Here is a 13,932-nt window from a genome sequence, read left to right as displayed (position 1 = left end):
GATCGAAGGCGAGAGCGTCAAGATTTTTGCCACCATCCCTCTGCCGAATAAGATTCACGAACGGGAAATGGACAAAACTGACATTCCCGGTACTTTTAATGCTGGGGCCACCTTAGGCCCGGTGAACGAAACGAATATGGCCAGAATTTGGAATAAACACAAACAAACAAATACCCTCCTTAAAAGAAAGGTCTTCGTAAGGATGAGTGAGGGGGTGCTCACTGTTGTAGCTAAAAATCATTCGCTCAACATTGGGTCTCGCTCATAATTTTTAGACAACATTGGCATGTGGATAACCCCATTGCAATGTGTGCATAAGTATAGTATACTATGGGTAGAATTCTTGCTGAGCTGTTCCTTGCCTTCTGAAACAGATACAATCTGATCGAGATGCCTTTTTTAAAGGGCTTCTTGGCGGAAGTCGCGTCCGTCAACGCACGGACAAAAGGGCAAGCGGGTATGTGCTGTGGTGCGATGTTTGTTCCTCTGCCATCAGAGAACCAGACATCGCGCTACAGCGCTCCTTCTTTCTCTCTTTAGGCCGTTTGGCCCATTAACACATTGGCTATTAACGGCCTTTATTTTTTACATAATTTTTTGGGAAAGAAGGCCTTCATAAATATCAAAAAAGAGCCCCCTGTACTGAGGGAGCCCCGTATTAAGATTCTGCGGGAGACGAAAGAACTTGTCCGAGTTGTTGCCGTTTGCATTCTTCGCGTGTAAAAACGGCCTCGAATTCTCCTTCCAAAAATTGGATGTTCTTGGCGGACACATTCTTTGCGAGCAGTGCAGTCCGGGGGTTGGGATAATGCCCAACAGTGAGTTTCTGCCAGTCGCGCTTTTTGATTAGCTGCGGCGCATCCGCAAGATATTTCCTGATCTCCAGAAGCTCTTTTCGGTTGGCTTGCTTCCGGCGCAGGAGGTATCGCCTGGGAGCGTCCTTCTGTTCCTTGCGCAAAACGGGAACGAATTTACCCAATAAGCCATCGAAGCGCTCCGAAACAGTTTCTTCCGGATCATAGTACGCGTACGTCAACACGTACCAGATACCCCCGATACGCCGATACTCGGTATTTGCGTCGGGGACAATGAGTATGACGGGGTGCTCGGGATGCTTGCTGAGGGAATTTCTCCAAGAATCCGCCCACTCTAGCGTTTTGGTTTCCGGATGGACGTAAAACCCGTCCACCCGAGTGAATGTGCCGCCGTCACGGGGACTGCCATCGTACACCGCACTACCCTTGCCAATGAAGCAATTCAGCTCCACCATCTGCTTCACGTGCTGCACGAAGTGCCACTGCACTAGCGACCGTTCGTCAAACCGATGCTTGATCTCGCTCCAGACCCGATTCCACGGTTTGCCTACCTGCGCGTGCAAGAAGCGCGTGAGCGGACTCAAAAAATCCGTCTGGCCCTTGGCGTCCCGGGAATGCCAGCGCGCACGCCGGGAAATCCGAAGGGGACCGGTGTACTCATCCGCTTCCGTGTCCCAAGAGTGAATGCGCGGCAGACGCGTTTTCAGGTTCGGCAGATGCGACCCCGTTCGCGGCCGCTCCACAATGACCTTCGCAAAGTCGTTGCGCATTGTCCTCCTATTCTTTTTGAAAAGAAGTTTCTACGGCACAAAAGAGTATAGCATAACTATTTTAAAAGTCAATACCAAGATTGGTCGCCGGTACTTGAATAAAAAATGCCAAAGACCAATTCTTTATGCGCGCGTCCATAAAAACAACACCGCCTTCCGGCGGTCCATGCTAAAGCCTCTACGCCTTTTTCTTGATTCTAGGCCTTAAGTTCCTCCTCCAGCCCTAACTTGCGGGCTATTTTTGTTAAAAGCGACTCGTGACGCTCTAATGTGCGTCCATAGGTCTTGTCAAGACTATCCTCGATACGCATGAGGTGTTTTTCGATGTCCTGGAACTTATAATCAACGGCTTCAATAATGGTCTGCTGGGACTCTCCGAGCAAATCTTCCAACTCTTTCTTTGTTATAGATTCTCCAAGCATGGCAATAACTATTGGTAATGTTCCTAGTGTACACCTCATTGAAAGGACGTCAATGGACATGGTATGCTTGGGTGGATAACTAATCAAGTATGGCTATGCGTGCCTCCGCAATCGAAGATCTTTATGTGCGTCGTATCGACTTCGAACAAAGAAGGGCCGAGCAGGAGAAGCTCGGCAAGGAGCTCGAACCGGTGTTCAGAGAATTTTTAGCATACGCCGGACAAGACCTGTTTCGAGAGGTAAGAAGCGGAACGAGAACGGAGGACCATGAGCTTATCGACCTGGTCGTTACACTGAAAAACGGAAAACAAATAGCCATCCAGCTATCATTTGCTAGAGATTCCGATATTCGGCAGGCAAAGCTTGCAAGCATCGCGCGCATGCCTATCGTAGAGAAGCTTTATGATGAAAGGGGGAGGCCTCTCTATGTGGATCCTATGCCGCGCGCATTGCTTTCCGGCGGAAATCCGGAAAAATGGAAAATGGCGCTTGAACATTATAATAGCGGCGATAAACCTCATACGTATTTTCAAAAACCGGAAGCGGAAACCAGTTTCCTGTTAGATCAATTCGCCCTCAACTTCAAATATCTCGCAACTCGGCATCCGGATCGACGTAATTTTTTTTCAGAATACGCTTCCTATTTCGAACAAAAAATGGGTGGCGGGACCATGCGCGCATCATCATGAAAAATATTCATCTTGACCTTCAGAATCCGCGAAGCGTCGAGCGGGCCGTCCAATTGGCGTCGGAGATTCTGGGGCAAGGCGGCGTCATGGTGTACCCCACAGATACCGTGTACGGACTTGGCACCAACGCGCTTGATGAGCGGGCAATAGAAAAAGTTTTCCTCATTAAAGAACGCGTAAAGCAAAAACCCATCTCTGTTGCAGTAAAAGATGTCGCAATGGCGCGCCGCATCGCAGTTGTCTCGGCGGTTGCTGAAAAATTCCTGGCACGTGTCTGGCCGGGAGCCGTCACGGTCATTTTGCCAAAACGATCTGTGGCGCCGGATATCCTTACTGGCGGCGGGCCCATTGGTCTTCGCTGTTTTAAAAACGATTTTCTTGAAATGCTTTTTTCACGCATCGACTTTCCTCTAACAACAACTTCCGCAAATATTTCCGGCGAGCCTCCCGTTTCCGATATCAGGGCCCTTCGCGCCCAATTTAAAAATAAAAAACATCTTCCCGATCTTATTGTGGATGCGGGCACGCTCCGTCCAAGTCCTGCCTCAACCGTTATAGACATTACGGGAAATGAACCAAAGATGGTCCGCGTCGGCCCCGTGTCTCCGCAAGAACTTATACGCCTTTTTAACGATCTAAAAAAGAAATGAAATCGCACATTACCGCACTAATTAAGAAAGAGCTTGGGCGACAGCGGATGACGCTCGACTTGATACCTTCGGAGAACATCGCCTCCCCGGCAGTGCTCAATGCCATTGCCTCGCCATTCATCAATAAGTACGCCGAAGGCTATCCGGGACGACGCTACTATCCGGGAAACGCTGTCGCGGATGAGTTAGAAACGTACGTTCAACAACTTATACGAAAAGTTTTTTTGCTTGACGAGAGTTATGCCGTAAATGTCCAGCCGCATTCGGGCTCACCCGCAAATCTTGCCGTATATATGGCGCTTTTGAGCCCCGGAGACCCATTTATGGGACTGGAGCTTTCCCACGGCGGGCATCTCACTCATGGACACAAAGTCTCGGCAACCGGCAAGCTATTTACATCCATAAAATACTTCGTCAATCAAGAGACGGGGCTTTTGGACTACGGGGCCGTACGCGATACCGCAAAGCGTTTCATGCCAAAGCTCATCGTTTCTGGCGCAACGGCTTATCCCCGACGCATTGATTTTAAAAAATTCCATGACATCGCAAAAGAAGTTGGAGCATATTCCATGGCGGACATCTCGCATATTGCAGGACTGGTCGGAGCAGGCCTGCATCCCTCGCCATTCCCGTTCACGGACATTGTAACATTCACCACACACAAAACCCTGCGCGGACCTCGCGGCGCCGTCATCGTAGGCAAAAAAGAGGTGATGGAAAAGATCGACAAGGCCGTCTTCCCGGGCCTCCAGGGAGGTCCGCACCTGCACACGATCGCCGGAATCGGAGTAGCGCTCGAAGAGGCGCTGAAGCCCTCGTATAAAACTTACCAGATCCGGGTTATAAAAAACGCAATCGCCCTCGCCGACGAGCTCTTGCGGCTTGGTTATACGCTGGTGACCGGAGGCACCGATACGCACTTGCTCTTGCTCGATTTACGCCAAAAAAATATTCAGGGAAAAATTGCCCAGGATTTACTCGAAGAAGTCGGCATCATCGCAAACCGCAACACCGTTCCGGGAGACACGAAACCCTTCGATCCTTCAGGGGTTCGCATGGGAACGCCATCGGTCACTTCCAGAGGCATGGGAGAGCGCGAAATGCATTCTCTTGCACAGCTTATACATGATGCGCTCACAAAAAAACGTCCGTTAAATACGATACACAAAGACGTACTTAAGCTCTGCAAAAAGTTTCCTCTTCCGTATTAGATCAACGTGAATTTCTCATTCATGGACACATCTATCGTGCTCGCCCTACATAACCTTGCCGACAGATCGGCGCTCGCCAATATACTTGTAATTTTCTTTGGTTCGTGGCTTCAGTACGCGGTTGTAGGCGCGCTTCTTTTGCGGCCATGGCTTGGCAAACGTAGGATGCCGGGGGACGAGGAAAGAACGCGCCTTATGGCCTGGGGCTCCATAGCGACAGCCCTTATCTCGCGGCTTGCGCTTACCGAGCTTGTTCGCTTTTTCTATAACCGCCCCAGGCCTTTTGTGGCGTTGCACTTTATTCCGCTTATCGCGCACGAAACCTCCGCCTCGTTCCCATCTGGACATGCCGCGTTCTTTTTCGGCATAGCGTGGTTTGTATATTTCCGAAACCGGCGCCTGGGTGTGTATTTTTTTATTTCCGCCGCCCTCATTGGCATCGCCCGTATAGCCGCCGGCATCCACTATCCCACAGATATTTTCGGCGGCATTGCTGTCGGACTTTTAAGCGCCTGGATAGCGGGCTTAGTTATCGAACGAACGAAGTTAAAAACCCTCCTCTTTAATTCTCCTTCTTAACATACTCTCTTGCGACCACAATGCCCCATACCTCTTTTGCGCCGGCCCCCTTTAGAACGCGGGCACATTCATTGAGCGTTGCAAGAGATGTGGCCACATCATCCACAAGCAGGATGGTTTTATTTTTAATCTGGAGGGGGTCGGCGACCTTGAATGCACCGCGAATGTTCTCAAAGCGTTCTTTGCGCGACACTGCCTCTATTTGCGGCACGGTATTCCGCGTTCGGAAAAGCGCGTTATCGCAAAGAGAAATTTGCAGAGCCTTCCCAAGCAACACGGCAATCTCGCGCGCCTGATTAAAGCCGCGCCAGCGCTCACGTCTTTTGGAAAGCGGCACGGGAACAAGTACAAGGTCGTTTCTGTGAAAAAGCGAATGGTTGTGCAGGGTCAGGCACTTTACTATAAGCTGTGAAAGAGGAAGGGCGAGCGGCTTTACGAATTTATATTTATAGGCAAAGATGAGGCGGCGCAGGAGCGCTATGTCATAAAACGATGCGGCAATAAGGCCGTCGAGCTTCGTTCTTTTGGTACATTCGACGCAGACCGCATGTTCAAACGAGGGCTTCTCACACACCGGACAGATAAATAATTCTTGCAGGGGAAGCTTCGCAAAGCACGGCGCGCAAAGATACGTACCGGCTATGCCGCACCCAAAGCATTCGACGGGAAAAAGAAGGTCCAGCAAGAAGGTTTTGGCCGTATCAAAAAAGACGTTTTGCATAACGTCTTACGGTATCATATTCACGCAAGGCGGCAAGTTATTTGTAATACCCCAGGGCCTCCAGTCCCGAAAGCCTCTTTCCGCCAAGGAACTCAAGCATGGCACCACCGCCGGTTGAGATGTGGTTTATCTTATCCTCTATGCCAAGATTCTTCAGTACGATACCGGTCTCCCCGCCCCCGACAACTTTGTACGCTTTGCTTGAGGCGATGATCCTGGCCAAAGCATCCGTACCGTGCGCAAAAGCCGCAATTTCAAAAAGCCCCATGGGACCGTTCCACACCACCGTTCCGGCTTTATGGATATGGGCGGAGAAGCGCTCAAGAGATTTCTGTCCTATATCGAGTATCATTTCACCGGATTGTATTTTTTTGGCATCGCGGAACGCAATGCCTTTTTTCCCGTGAGGATTTGGAGAGGTTACCACATCTATGGGTAATACGATCTTTCTGTTTTTAAGCAGGCGCCGTGCTACAGGAATGAAATCCCGTTCGACTCTTGACGCCTCCGTCCGGTATCCTTTTCCCGCAAAAAAAGTGTTCGCAACCGCCCCGCCAACGAGAATTGCTGAAGCATTTTTTAAGAAGTTTTTTATAATAGGAAGTTTTGTTTCTATTTTTGCTCCTCCAATAACAAGCACAAGCGGCCTTTTTGGATTTTTAAGCACCAGGGAGAGCGCCAAGACCTCCTTCTCAAGAAGTATGCCCGCATAGGAGGGTAGAAGCCCGGCGATGGCGACCATGGAAGCGTGTTTTCGGTGGCAGTTTGCAAATGCATTATTGACGTAGATGTCCGCGAGGCGAGCAAGTCTACGCGCAAATACCATGTCGTTCTCGGTTTCCCCTTTGTGAAACCGCACGTTCTCAAGTAGAACGACGTCTTCGTTCTTCATGTGCAGGACCTCATCTTCTACTTCGTCGCCCACACAGTCCCCGAGCAGTTTTACCCGCTTTCTTAAAAGTTCGGAAAATATTTTTGCCATGGGGGCAAGCGAAAGATTCGCGTCTTTCTTGCCGTCCGGGCGACCGAAGTGGCCCACAAGGATCGCCTTCGCGCCATTTCTGCGCAGCCACTCGATCGTGGAAATTTGCGAGCGCAACTTAAAATCACTCGCAATGGTTTTGCGGTCCCCCGCGAGCTCGACGTCTACATCAATGCGCACAAGAATACGCTTGCCTTTCACGTCTTGAGTGGTTAGAGAGCGCATCATGTAGAACTTTTGTTTGGAATTTTTACTCGCACAAACTATGTTTTACGAGTTGCTTCCGCTATAATTTTCAAAAATTCATTTGGATTCGCGCTTGCGCTGCCAACCAAAACTCCGTCAATAGTGTCCTGACGGATAAATCCGGCCGCATTTTGCGAAGATACACTCCCCCCATAAAGAACGGCTAAAGATCTTGCGGTATGCCCATCGTAGAGCTTCGCAATAATGCGTCTGATAAACATGATCATGCGCGAAGCATTCTCGGGCGTGTCGGCAATGCCAGAGTTCCCGCTAATGGCCCACACGGGTTCGTACACCACCACCATCCGTTTTAGGAGGGTCCTGGAAACGCCCGCAAGAGCGCAGTGTAGCTGGTTTTTGATAAAGTCTAGTGTTTTTTTCTCGCCTACATCGTCGGAGGCTTTTGTCCACTCTCCAATACATAGTATTACATTGATCTTCGCTTCAAGCGCCCCACGCAATTTTTTACTTACCATTTCGTCGTTTTCCCCAAGATATCTCCGCCGCTCCGAGTGGCCAATGATAACATAGGAGGCGCCCGCATCTTTAAGCATGCTCGTTGTCGCCTCTCCCGTATAAGGACCCCGCTCCTCCCAAAATACATCTTGAGCGCCCACGGCAACACCCCCTATGTGCGCCGACCGGAATGCCGCAAGATATAAGAACGGGGGACAAAAAACAACGTCTGCGGCGTTTTTAGCGCCGGACTTTCCGAAATTTCTGGAGAACACCGAAACGTACTCTTTGACTTCTTTCTGTGACGCGAGGTACGCCTTCCAGTTTGCTACAATAAGTTTTTTTTTCATACACGGGGGCGGGCACACTGTGGAAGATCTCCGGAAAATACTCAACCCATTATTTAACAGAGCGAAGAAATGTCGCGGCATCCTCCGGGGAAATAGCAGAAATTTCAATACCGGTACCAATCTCAAATCCGGCCCAAATCTGGGACTTCGGAACGATCTCGATATGCCAGTGATAGTGGTCGGAGCCGTGTTCTGTCGCCGGGGGGGCCGTGTGTACAAAGTAATTGTAGGAGGGATTTTTGAGGCCCCGGAAAAGCTTCCAAAGGGTCACTTTAAGCGCCTCTGCCGCACACTGCTCCTCTTGTCCGCTCATTGCCTCAAAGTGCGGATGATGGGCTTTGGGAAATATGCGCATCTCGAATGCCGAATGTGAAGCATAGGGGGCTATAACCATCATGCAGTCGTTTTCAAACACGACGCGCTTTTTTTCTTTTCGTTCGTATTCAAGCATCACGCAATGTATGCATTTGCGCTCTCCCAAATAGTATCGTTCCGACCCCTCAAGACTTCTGTGTACATCGGGAGGAATAACGGGAATGGCGATAAGCTGTGAATGAGGATGAGTCAGTGAGGCGCCGGCATCTTTCCCGTGATTATGGAATATTGAGATATACCGCACGCATCCTTCGCCCTTAAGAGCGCGGTACCGTTCCATGTAAGCGTGCAGCAGCTCGCGAACTTTCGTTACGGGAAGTTCCGCCGGTTGTTTGAGGTGGTCGCGCAATACAAAAACCTCGTGAAACCCGATGCCTTCCATAACCTGATGCGGCCCAACGGGAAATACCGGCGGGCATCCGGTTCTGCCATTAGTGAAGGCCGGATATTTATTCGGGACAACGGCAAGCGACCAGTCGCGCCGCTTGTCGCGATACACCAATGCCGGCTTCTCGTTGCCCGATCTCTCCAAGTCTTCAAAAGGGCACGTCGTAATGTCATCATGAACAAACTCCTTTGTCGCGGCAAAAGCGTGTGGACGCCTTGCTCGTCCCGTGGCGATGGTCACCCAATCCAAAGAAACAAGGTCTTGCCTTAACTCTGAAGACCGACTGCTCCCCAGTGTCCCGGGTGCTTTTTTTACCGCTGGACCTTTCAAGACAATTCTTAATTTTCAATTTTTAATTTTCAAATAAAAATTTTGGAGGACGCTTTGAAAATTGATTCATTGAAAATTATTTTTTTATATGTGCGTTCGTGATAAGAAGCCACTTTATCCGGAAAAGTTCAAAAAGTGTCTTTATGTAGGCGCTTGCCGTAACCTTGCTGTCCGGATCGTGGAACCATCGCACCGGCACTTCTTTAATGCGATAGTTGAGTTTTCGCGCAAGAGCGAGTGCTTCAATGTCGAATGCCCATCGGTCAATGCGAAGACGTGGAAAAATGTCTTTCGCGGCTTGCGCCGTGAACAGCTTAAATCCGCGCTGCGTGTCATGAATACCCCATACCGCAACAACCTGGATGAGAAAATTTGCCATCTTTCCCAGCACCACGCGAAGCAGGGGCTCTGCTTTCCCTACGGAGCTTTCCTTGAGGCCTATTGAGCCGATGGAAACGTCGTATTGAGAAAAATCCTTGCTCGTGCCAACGCTCCACTTAACTCCTTTGAGATACGGAAGCAGTTTTTCAACTTCTTCGATCGGCGTTGCATTATCCGCATCTGTAAAAAGGCGATACAATCCTTTTGCCTCCATCATTCCCTGTCGCACCACGTATCCTTTTCCGTGGTTCTCCTTATTAGCTATGAGTCGCAGATTGCGAATAAGTGTGGTGAATTTTGTCGCGATGCTAACGGTATTGTCTTTTGCGCCATCAGACACCACGACGATCTCATATCCTTCACCGTCCCGAACGTATCCTTCCGAGCGCAGAATGTCCTTAAACCGCTTGGAGTTTACGTACTTATCCACAATAAGAAGCGTATTGGCAATGCGCTTTTCCTCATTGTAGGCGGGAATAACAATGGAGAGAAAGGGGATGGTGGGCATAGGCAGAGAATATTTAATGTCTAAATCGTAGGGTGTTTATTTATTATACAAAAATCCCTCGCACTTGACGAGGGATTACTTCGTAAGAATTCTCGGGCCTTTTTTGGTGATTGCTACGGTGTGTTCAAAATGCGCCGAGAGAGAGCCGTCCGCGGTTTTATACGTCCAGCCGTCCGGAGAAAGCACAACCTGCCAACTGCCCTCGGTCACCATGGGTTCAATGGCGACCACCATGCCTTCTTCAAGTTTTATACCGCGGTCCACTTTCCCATAATTCGGGACTTGAGGTTCTTCGTGAAGCTCCCTCCCTATGCCATGCCCCACAAGATCCCGCACAACGGAAAATCCCTGTGCCTCCACATAGGACTGCACCGCCTGCCCAATATCTCCAGTAGTATTGCCAAGGCGGGCCATGTCAATGCCAAGATATAACGCCCGCTCCGTTACCTCAATGAGTCGCTGGGCTTTCTTTGAAATGGCGCCAATGCCTATCGTAATCGCAGAATCCGTATAAAAACCATTGTACAGTACGCCCAGATCAAGTCCCGCGATATCACCATCTTTCAAGAAGCGAGTTCCGGGAATACCATGCACAACTTCATCGCCAACCGAGACGCAGAGAGATGCTGGGAATTTCTTACCTGAAGCGCCCGATGCGTAGCCGAGAAACGCGGGCTTTGCGCCGTATGACAAAACGAGCTTGCGCGCAAGCTCGTCAAGTTCTTTTGTGGTGATTCCCGTATATGCCGCGTGCCGTAGCCTTCGGAATGTTTTTGCGAGTATCGCTCCGCCGCGTGCCATTATCGCTATTTCCTGTGGAGATTTGGGCTGAAACACCCATTAACGGGTTGACGGGTTGACGGGTTGACGGGTTAAAATAACGCGTTAACTCGCAAATTCGTTAACCGACTAACCAAGATGCTTAAGAATGTCTTCGTGCACCTTCTCTGGCGACTGTTCGCCATTGATACGGATGAGCCATTCTTTTTTTTGATAATGTTCAATCACCGGCACAACATCCGTCTTGAAATACGCCAGGCGGCTCTGGATGGCCTTCGGAACATCATCACGACGTTTTACAAGTTTTCCACCGCACGGACACACCCCAGATACAACCTCGGCAGAATCTCCCTGATAGATCTTTTTACACATTTCGCACATTTTTCGCGAAAGCAGCCGCCGCGTTGCCTCTTCGTCGCTAATGTCCAATAGAAAGACTTTGGGGGGTATGCGGCCATTCCAATCAAGCACATCGTCTATAAGGAGCGCCTCAGGGAGCATGCGCGGACTGCCGTCAAAAAGAATGCTTTCTTTGGGTTCGGCATGAAGCACCTCGTGCATCCATAAGTAGCTCACAAACCATGAAGGCGCAAGTTTGCCCGCAAGCAAGACCTCTTTTTCAATACGCCGCGCCGCAGGTATATCAAGAGCCGTAAACGCTCGGAGTAGGTCTCCGGTGCCGACGACTTTCATCTTAATTTTTTGCTCGAGCAGGTGCCCCTGGGTTCCTTTGCCCGCTCCGGCCTTCCCGAGAAAAATAACGGTTAACGGCATATCCAAACTGATCACCGATAACTAATGATTAATAGCCGACAGGAAGAATCGTGGTAGCCGCATGAAACCTATGAGCTATGGGCCAAAAGCTATAAGCCTTTAGAATGACTCGTATTGCCGCATCGTAAGCTGTGCTTTCACCGCCTTCATGCTCTCCAAAACCACGGAGACCACGATAAGCACTGCGGTGCCGCCTATGGTGAGCGCGGAAAGCCCGGTTGCGGCCTGTAGTATAAAGGGTAGAATCGCAATAATACCCAAAAACACCGCTCCGGCAAGCGTGACGCGGTTGATGATATACGCAAAATAATCCGCTGTTGGCTTCCCCGGGCGGATGCCGGGAATGAACCCCCCCTGTTTCTGCACATTCTCTGCTATCTGGTGGGGTTCGAACGTCACTGCGGTATAGAAATATGTGAAGAGTATAATAAGCAGAAAATAAACTATTCCGTATATCTTCTGATCGGTGAAAAGCCCCGCCATAAAGTGTGCGACGCTTGCGATCCAGGGAACAGAAGATTGCGAAAAAAAGCTTGCGATCATGCCGGGGAACAGCATAATGGAAAGCGCGAAAATAATGGGTATGACACCGGCCTGGTTTATGCGTAGCGGCAAGTATGTAGAGGCGCCGCCGAACATTTTCATGCCCCGCACTCGTTTTGCATAGGTAACGGGTATGAGCCGTTCCGCTTCGGTTATAAACGCAACCGCCGCAATAACCACTACGGTAACGACCGCAAGAACAACATAGAGGGGAATGTTTGAACCCGCATTCCCCGAAAGAAGCGTTTGTTGAATTGACGAGGGAATGCCCGCCACGATGCCCGCAAAAATAATAAGAGAGACGCCGTTCCCCATGCCCTTTTCCGAAATAAGCTCGCCAAGCCACATCAAAAGAAGGCTTCCGGCTGCTATGGTGCATATCGTGGTAACAAGCGTGAGCGGCTGGAGTGGGACCACCACCTGCTGATTCTGCAGAAGTGTGATGGTGCCGTAAGCCTGCAAGACCGCAAGGGGAACCGTAAGCAGGCGGGAATACTGATTAAATTTTTGACGCCCCATTTCTCCTCCTTCCTGATACATTTCTTTCAGTTTCGGAAAAATCATGGTAAGGAGCTGCATAATGATGGAGGCGGTAATATACGGACCGACCCCAAGCATGACCAATGAAAAGTTTGAAAGCGCGCCCCCAGAAAATAAATTGAAAAGCCCAAAAACCTGATTATCCTCGAAAAAACGCTTAAGGCGGGCTATGTCAACTCCGGGAACGGGAATCGCCGAAGCAATCCGGAATACCGTAAGAAGCGCCGCGATGTATAGCAGTTTGTCGCGCAGATCTTTTGCTCTAAAAAGTTGAAGAATCTTTTCCATGAGAGCGGTCGCTGATATGCCAGCCTATTTTAACATACAAATTCTTAATACTAGAGAACTTTGCCGCCAACTGCCTCTATGGCCTTTCTTGCGCTTGCCGACACCGCACAACCTCGCACAACAAGGCTTTTGCCAAGCTTTCCTCCGTCAAGAATTTTGACTTTCGGCATTATCGAACCAAAAGGAAATACCAGGCTCTTTTGCGTAAGAGTCTTTGGACTCACCGTTTCGCCGACCGTGAAAACCTTCTCGATATCTCTAAGGGACACTATTGCCGGCTTGCGTTGAACGCTTATAAAACCATGTTTGTGCCGCCCGCGACGCTTGGGAATCTGCTTGAGATAATCTCGAATTGCCGGCCGTATCCGATGCCCCGCTCGCGCGGTCTGCCCCTTGCCGCCACGACCCGAATATGTACCGCGTTTCCCGCCGCGACCAACTCGCTTTTTTTTGTTTTTCTTTCCCGAAAGATTATGCAGCTGCATTAACGGATAGCAAACAGCAGATGGCAAATAGCAAGCGGCTGAAGCCTGTTATTTGTTTTTTGTTGTTTGCTCTTTTGACGGTCTAAGTTGTCTGAGCGCCGCAATGGTGGCCCGCGCAATGTTTATCTTGTTTGTAGAATTAAGTATTTTCCCGGTTACATGTCGAATTCCCGAAAGCGCGCATACCGTGCGCATGGCGCCACCAGCCACAATACCGCGGCCCTCTGCCGCCGGCTTTAACAAGACCTTGGCGCTGCCGTATTTCGCACGCACCTCATGAGAAATAGACCCCTCCTTCGTGAGCGGAACGGAAAAAAGATCTTTCTTCGCGCGGAATGCCGCCTTCTCAATGGCAAGCGAGACGTCGGCGCCCTTTGCGACACCCAAAGCTACGCGCCCCCTGAGATCGCCGATAACCAGCGCAGCGCGAAAAGAAAAACGCTTTCCGCCTTCAACGACGCGTGTCACGCGGCTGACTTCGAGTGTTTTTTGTTCAAACTCGCCTTTTTGTTTTTCTTGCCGATGTTGTTGTCTGGCCATTTTACAAATTCAAAATGCAAAACTCAAAATGCAAAACTTGGGAATATCGTGAAAGTTTTTCTTGCAAGAGAAACTTTCGCTCCTTAATTTTGATTTTTGACTTTTGATT

The 13,932-nt window shown here is 49.8% G+C and carries 17 protein-coding genes; 5 read left to right on the top strand and 12 right to left on the bottom strand.

The genetic code is table 11. From position 1 onward, the window contains the following. A partial coding sequence (locus Q7S09_01025; protein ID MDO8557759.1) for a hypothetical protein occupies nt 1–268 on the top strand: 268 nt, incomplete at its 5' end. 390 nt (nt 269–658) lie between these two features. Here Q7S09_01025 and Q7S09_01020 read toward each other — a convergent pair. Further along, the gene (locus tag Q7S09_01020; protein MDO8557758.1) at nt 659–1,585 is read right to left on the bottom strand and encodes a hypothetical protein; all 927 of its coding nucleotides are present in this window, start codon (nt 1,583–1,585) and stop codon (nt 659–661) included. A gap of 197 nt (nt 1,586–1,782) precedes the next feature. Then, nucleotides 1,783–2,007 carry a hypothetical protein gene (locus Q7S09_01015; protein MDO8557757.1) on the bottom strand — a complete coding sequence of 75 codons (225 nt, stop codon included), beginning with the start codon at nt 2,005–2,007 and terminating at the stop codon, nt 1,783–1,785. Nucleotides 2,008–2,102: 95 nt separating this feature from the next. Between Q7S09_01015 and Q7S09_01010 the strand changes: the two genes are divergently transcribed. The 4 genes from Q7S09_01010 to Q7S09_00995 are packed head-to-tail and all read left to right on the top strand — an operon-like array spanning nt 2,103 to nt 5,136. Then, a complete protein-coding gene (locus tag Q7S09_01010; protein ID MDO8557756.1) occupies nt 2,103–2,696 on the top strand; it encodes a hypothetical protein in 594 nt (197 codons plus the stop codon). Next, nucleotides 2,693–3,346 carry an L-threonylcarbamoyladenylate synthase gene (locus Q7S09_01005; protein ID MDO8557755.1) on the top strand — a complete coding sequence of 218 codons (654 nt, stop codon included), beginning with the start codon at nt 2,693–2,695 and terminating at the stop codon, nt 3,344–3,346. Before Q7S09_01010 ends, Q7S09_01005 begins: the two co-directional genes overlap by 4 nt. Further along, complete coding sequence (glyA, locus tag Q7S09_01000; GenBank protein MDO8557754.1) at nt 3,343–4,557, top strand: serine hydroxymethyltransferase; 1,215 nt, start codon at nt 3,343–3,345, stop codon at nt 4,555–4,557. Before Q7S09_01005 ends, glyA begins: the two co-directional genes overlap by 4 nt. Nucleotides 4,558–4,578: 21 nt before the next feature. Next, nucleotides 4,579–5,136 (top strand): phosphatase PAP2 family protein, encoded by a 558-nt coding sequence (locus Q7S09_00995; protein MDO8557753.1) that lies wholly within the window; start codon nt 4,579–4,581, stop codon nt 5,134–5,136. On the opposite strand, the gene Q7S09_00990 is transcribed toward Q7S09_00995, so the two are convergent. The 10 genes from Q7S09_00990 to Q7S09_00945 all read right to left on the bottom strand — a co-directional run bounded on the left by Q7S09_00990 (nt 5,120) and on the right by Q7S09_00945 (nt 13,823). Next, complete coding sequence (locus Q7S09_00990; protein MDO8557752.1) at nt 5,120–5,857, bottom strand: ComF family protein; 738 nt, start codon at nt 5,855–5,857, stop codon at nt 5,120–5,122. The two genes, Q7S09_00995 and Q7S09_00990, sit on opposite strands and share 17 nt — an antisense overlap. Nucleotides 5,858–5,894: 37 nt before the next feature. Continuing rightward, nucleotides 5,895–7,067, bottom strand: coding sequence for a phosphoglycerate kinase (locus tag Q7S09_00985; protein ID MDO8557751.1), 1,173 nt, complete (start codon nt 7,065–7,067; stop codon nt 5,895–5,897). Between the two features lie 35 nt (nt 7,068–7,102). After that, nucleotides 7,103–7,891 carry a triose-phosphate isomerase gene (gene tpiA, locus Q7S09_00980; protein ID MDO8557750.1) on the bottom strand — a complete coding sequence of 263 codons (789 nt, stop codon included), beginning with the start codon at nt 7,889–7,891 and terminating at the stop codon, nt 7,103–7,105. Between the two features lie 49 nt (nt 7,892–7,940). Further along, nucleotides 7,941–8,984 carry a DUF4921 family protein gene (locus Q7S09_00975; protein ID MDO8557749.1) on the bottom strand — a complete coding sequence of 348 codons (1,044 nt, stop codon included), beginning with the start codon at nt 8,982–8,984 and terminating at the stop codon, nt 7,941–7,943. A gap of 76 nt (nt 8,985–9,060) precedes the next feature. After that, nucleotides 9,061–9,873: a glycosyltransferase family 2 protein gene (locus tag Q7S09_00970; protein ID MDO8557748.1), complete on the bottom strand. Its 813-nt coding sequence runs from the start codon at nt 9,871–9,873 to the stop codon at nt 9,061–9,063. A gap of 75 nt (nt 9,874–9,948) precedes the next feature. Further along, complete coding sequence (gene map / locus Q7S09_00965) at nt 9,949–10,710, bottom strand: type I methionyl aminopeptidase (GenBank protein MDO8557747.1); 762 nt, start codon at nt 10,708–10,710, stop codon at nt 9,949–9,951. A gap of 72 nt (nt 10,711–10,782) precedes the next feature. Continuing rightward, nucleotides 10,783–11,427 (bottom strand): nucleoside monophosphate kinase, encoded by a 645-nt coding sequence (locus Q7S09_00960; GenBank protein ID MDO8557746.1) that lies wholly within the window; start codon nt 11,425–11,427, stop codon nt 10,783–10,785. Nucleotides 11,428–11,526: 99 nt separating this feature from the next. Beyond that, on the bottom strand, nt 11,527–12,798 hold the full coding sequence (gene secY / locus Q7S09_00955; protein ID MDO8557745.1) for a preprotein translocase subunit SecY: 1,272 nt from the start codon (nt 12,796–12,798) through the stop codon (nt 11,527–11,529). A 50-nt stretch (nt 12,799–12,848) separates the two neighbouring features. Then, on the bottom strand, nt 12,849–13,283 hold the full coding sequence (locus Q7S09_00950; GenBank protein ID MDO8557744.1) for an uL15 family ribosomal protein: 435 nt from the start codon (nt 13,281–13,283) through the stop codon (nt 12,849–12,851). 48 nt (nt 13,284–13,331) lie between these two features. Continuing rightward, nucleotides 13,332–13,823 (bottom strand): 30S ribosomal protein S5, encoded by a 492-nt coding sequence (locus Q7S09_00945; GenBank protein MDO8557743.1) that lies wholly within the window; start codon nt 13,821–13,823, stop codon nt 13,332–13,334. Nucleotides 13,824–13,932 lie beyond the last annotated feature (109 nt).

It is taken from the genome of bacterium, assembly GCA_030649025.1.
GTDB lineage: Bacteria > Patescibacteriota > Minisyncoccia > JAUYLV01 > JAUYLV01 > JAUSGO01.
The sequence above is the reverse complement of the archived record's forward strand: the minus strand, read 5'-3'. Positions and strand labels throughout refer to the sequence as shown.

Coding starts and splice junctions, on each gene's coding strand:
- Q7S09_01020 (MDO8557758.1), bottom strand. CDS start 1,585: ATGCGCAACGACTTTGCGAAGGTCATTGTGGAGCGGCCGCGAACGGGG.
- Q7S09_01015 (MDO8557757.1), bottom strand. CDS start 2,007: ATGCTTGGAGAATCTATAACAAAGAAAGAGTTGGAAGATTTGCTCGGA.
- Q7S09_01010 (MDO8557756.1), top strand. CDS start 2,103: ATGCGTGCCTCCGCAATCGAAGATCTTTATGTGCGTCGTATCGACTTC.
- Q7S09_01005 (MDO8557755.1), top strand. CDS start 2,693: ATGAAAAATATTCATCTTGACCTTCAGAATCCGCGAAGCGTCGAGCGG.
- glyA (MDO8557754.1), top strand. CDS start 3,343: ATGAAATCGCACATTACCGCACTAATTAAGAAAGAGCTTGGGCGACAG.
- Q7S09_00995 (MDO8557753.1), top strand. CDS start 4,579: ATGGACACATCTATCGTGCTCGCCCTACATAACCTTGCCGACAGATCG.
- Q7S09_00990 (MDO8557752.1), bottom strand. CDS start 5,857: ATGCAAAACGTCTTTTTTGATACGGCCAAAACCTTCTTGCTGGACCTT.
- Q7S09_00985 (MDO8557751.1), bottom strand. CDS start 7,067: ATGATGCGCTCTCTAACCACTCAAGACGTGAAAGGCAAGCGTATTCTT.
- tpiA (MDO8557750.1), bottom strand. CDS start 7,891: ATGAAAAAAAAACTTATTGTAGCAAACTGGAAGGCGTACCTCGCGTCA.
- Q7S09_00970 (MDO8557748.1), bottom strand. CDS start 9,873: ATGCCCACCATCCCCTTTCTCTCCATTGTTATTCCCGCCTACAATGAG.
- Q7S09_00960 (MDO8557746.1), bottom strand. CDS start 11,427: ATGCCGTTAACCGTTATTTTTCTCGGGAAGGCCGGAGCGGGCAAAGGA.
- secY (MDO8557745.1), bottom strand. CDS start 12,798: ATGGAAAAGATTCTTCAACTTTTTAGAGCAAAAGATCTGCGCGACAAA.
- Q7S09_00950 (MDO8557744.1), bottom strand. CDS start 13,283: ATGCAGCTGCATAATCTTTCGGGAAAGAAAAACAAAAAAAAGCGAGTT.
- Q7S09_00945 (MDO8557743.1), bottom strand. CDS start 13,823: ATGGCCAGACAACAACATCGGCAAGAAAAACAAAAAGGCGAGTTTGAA.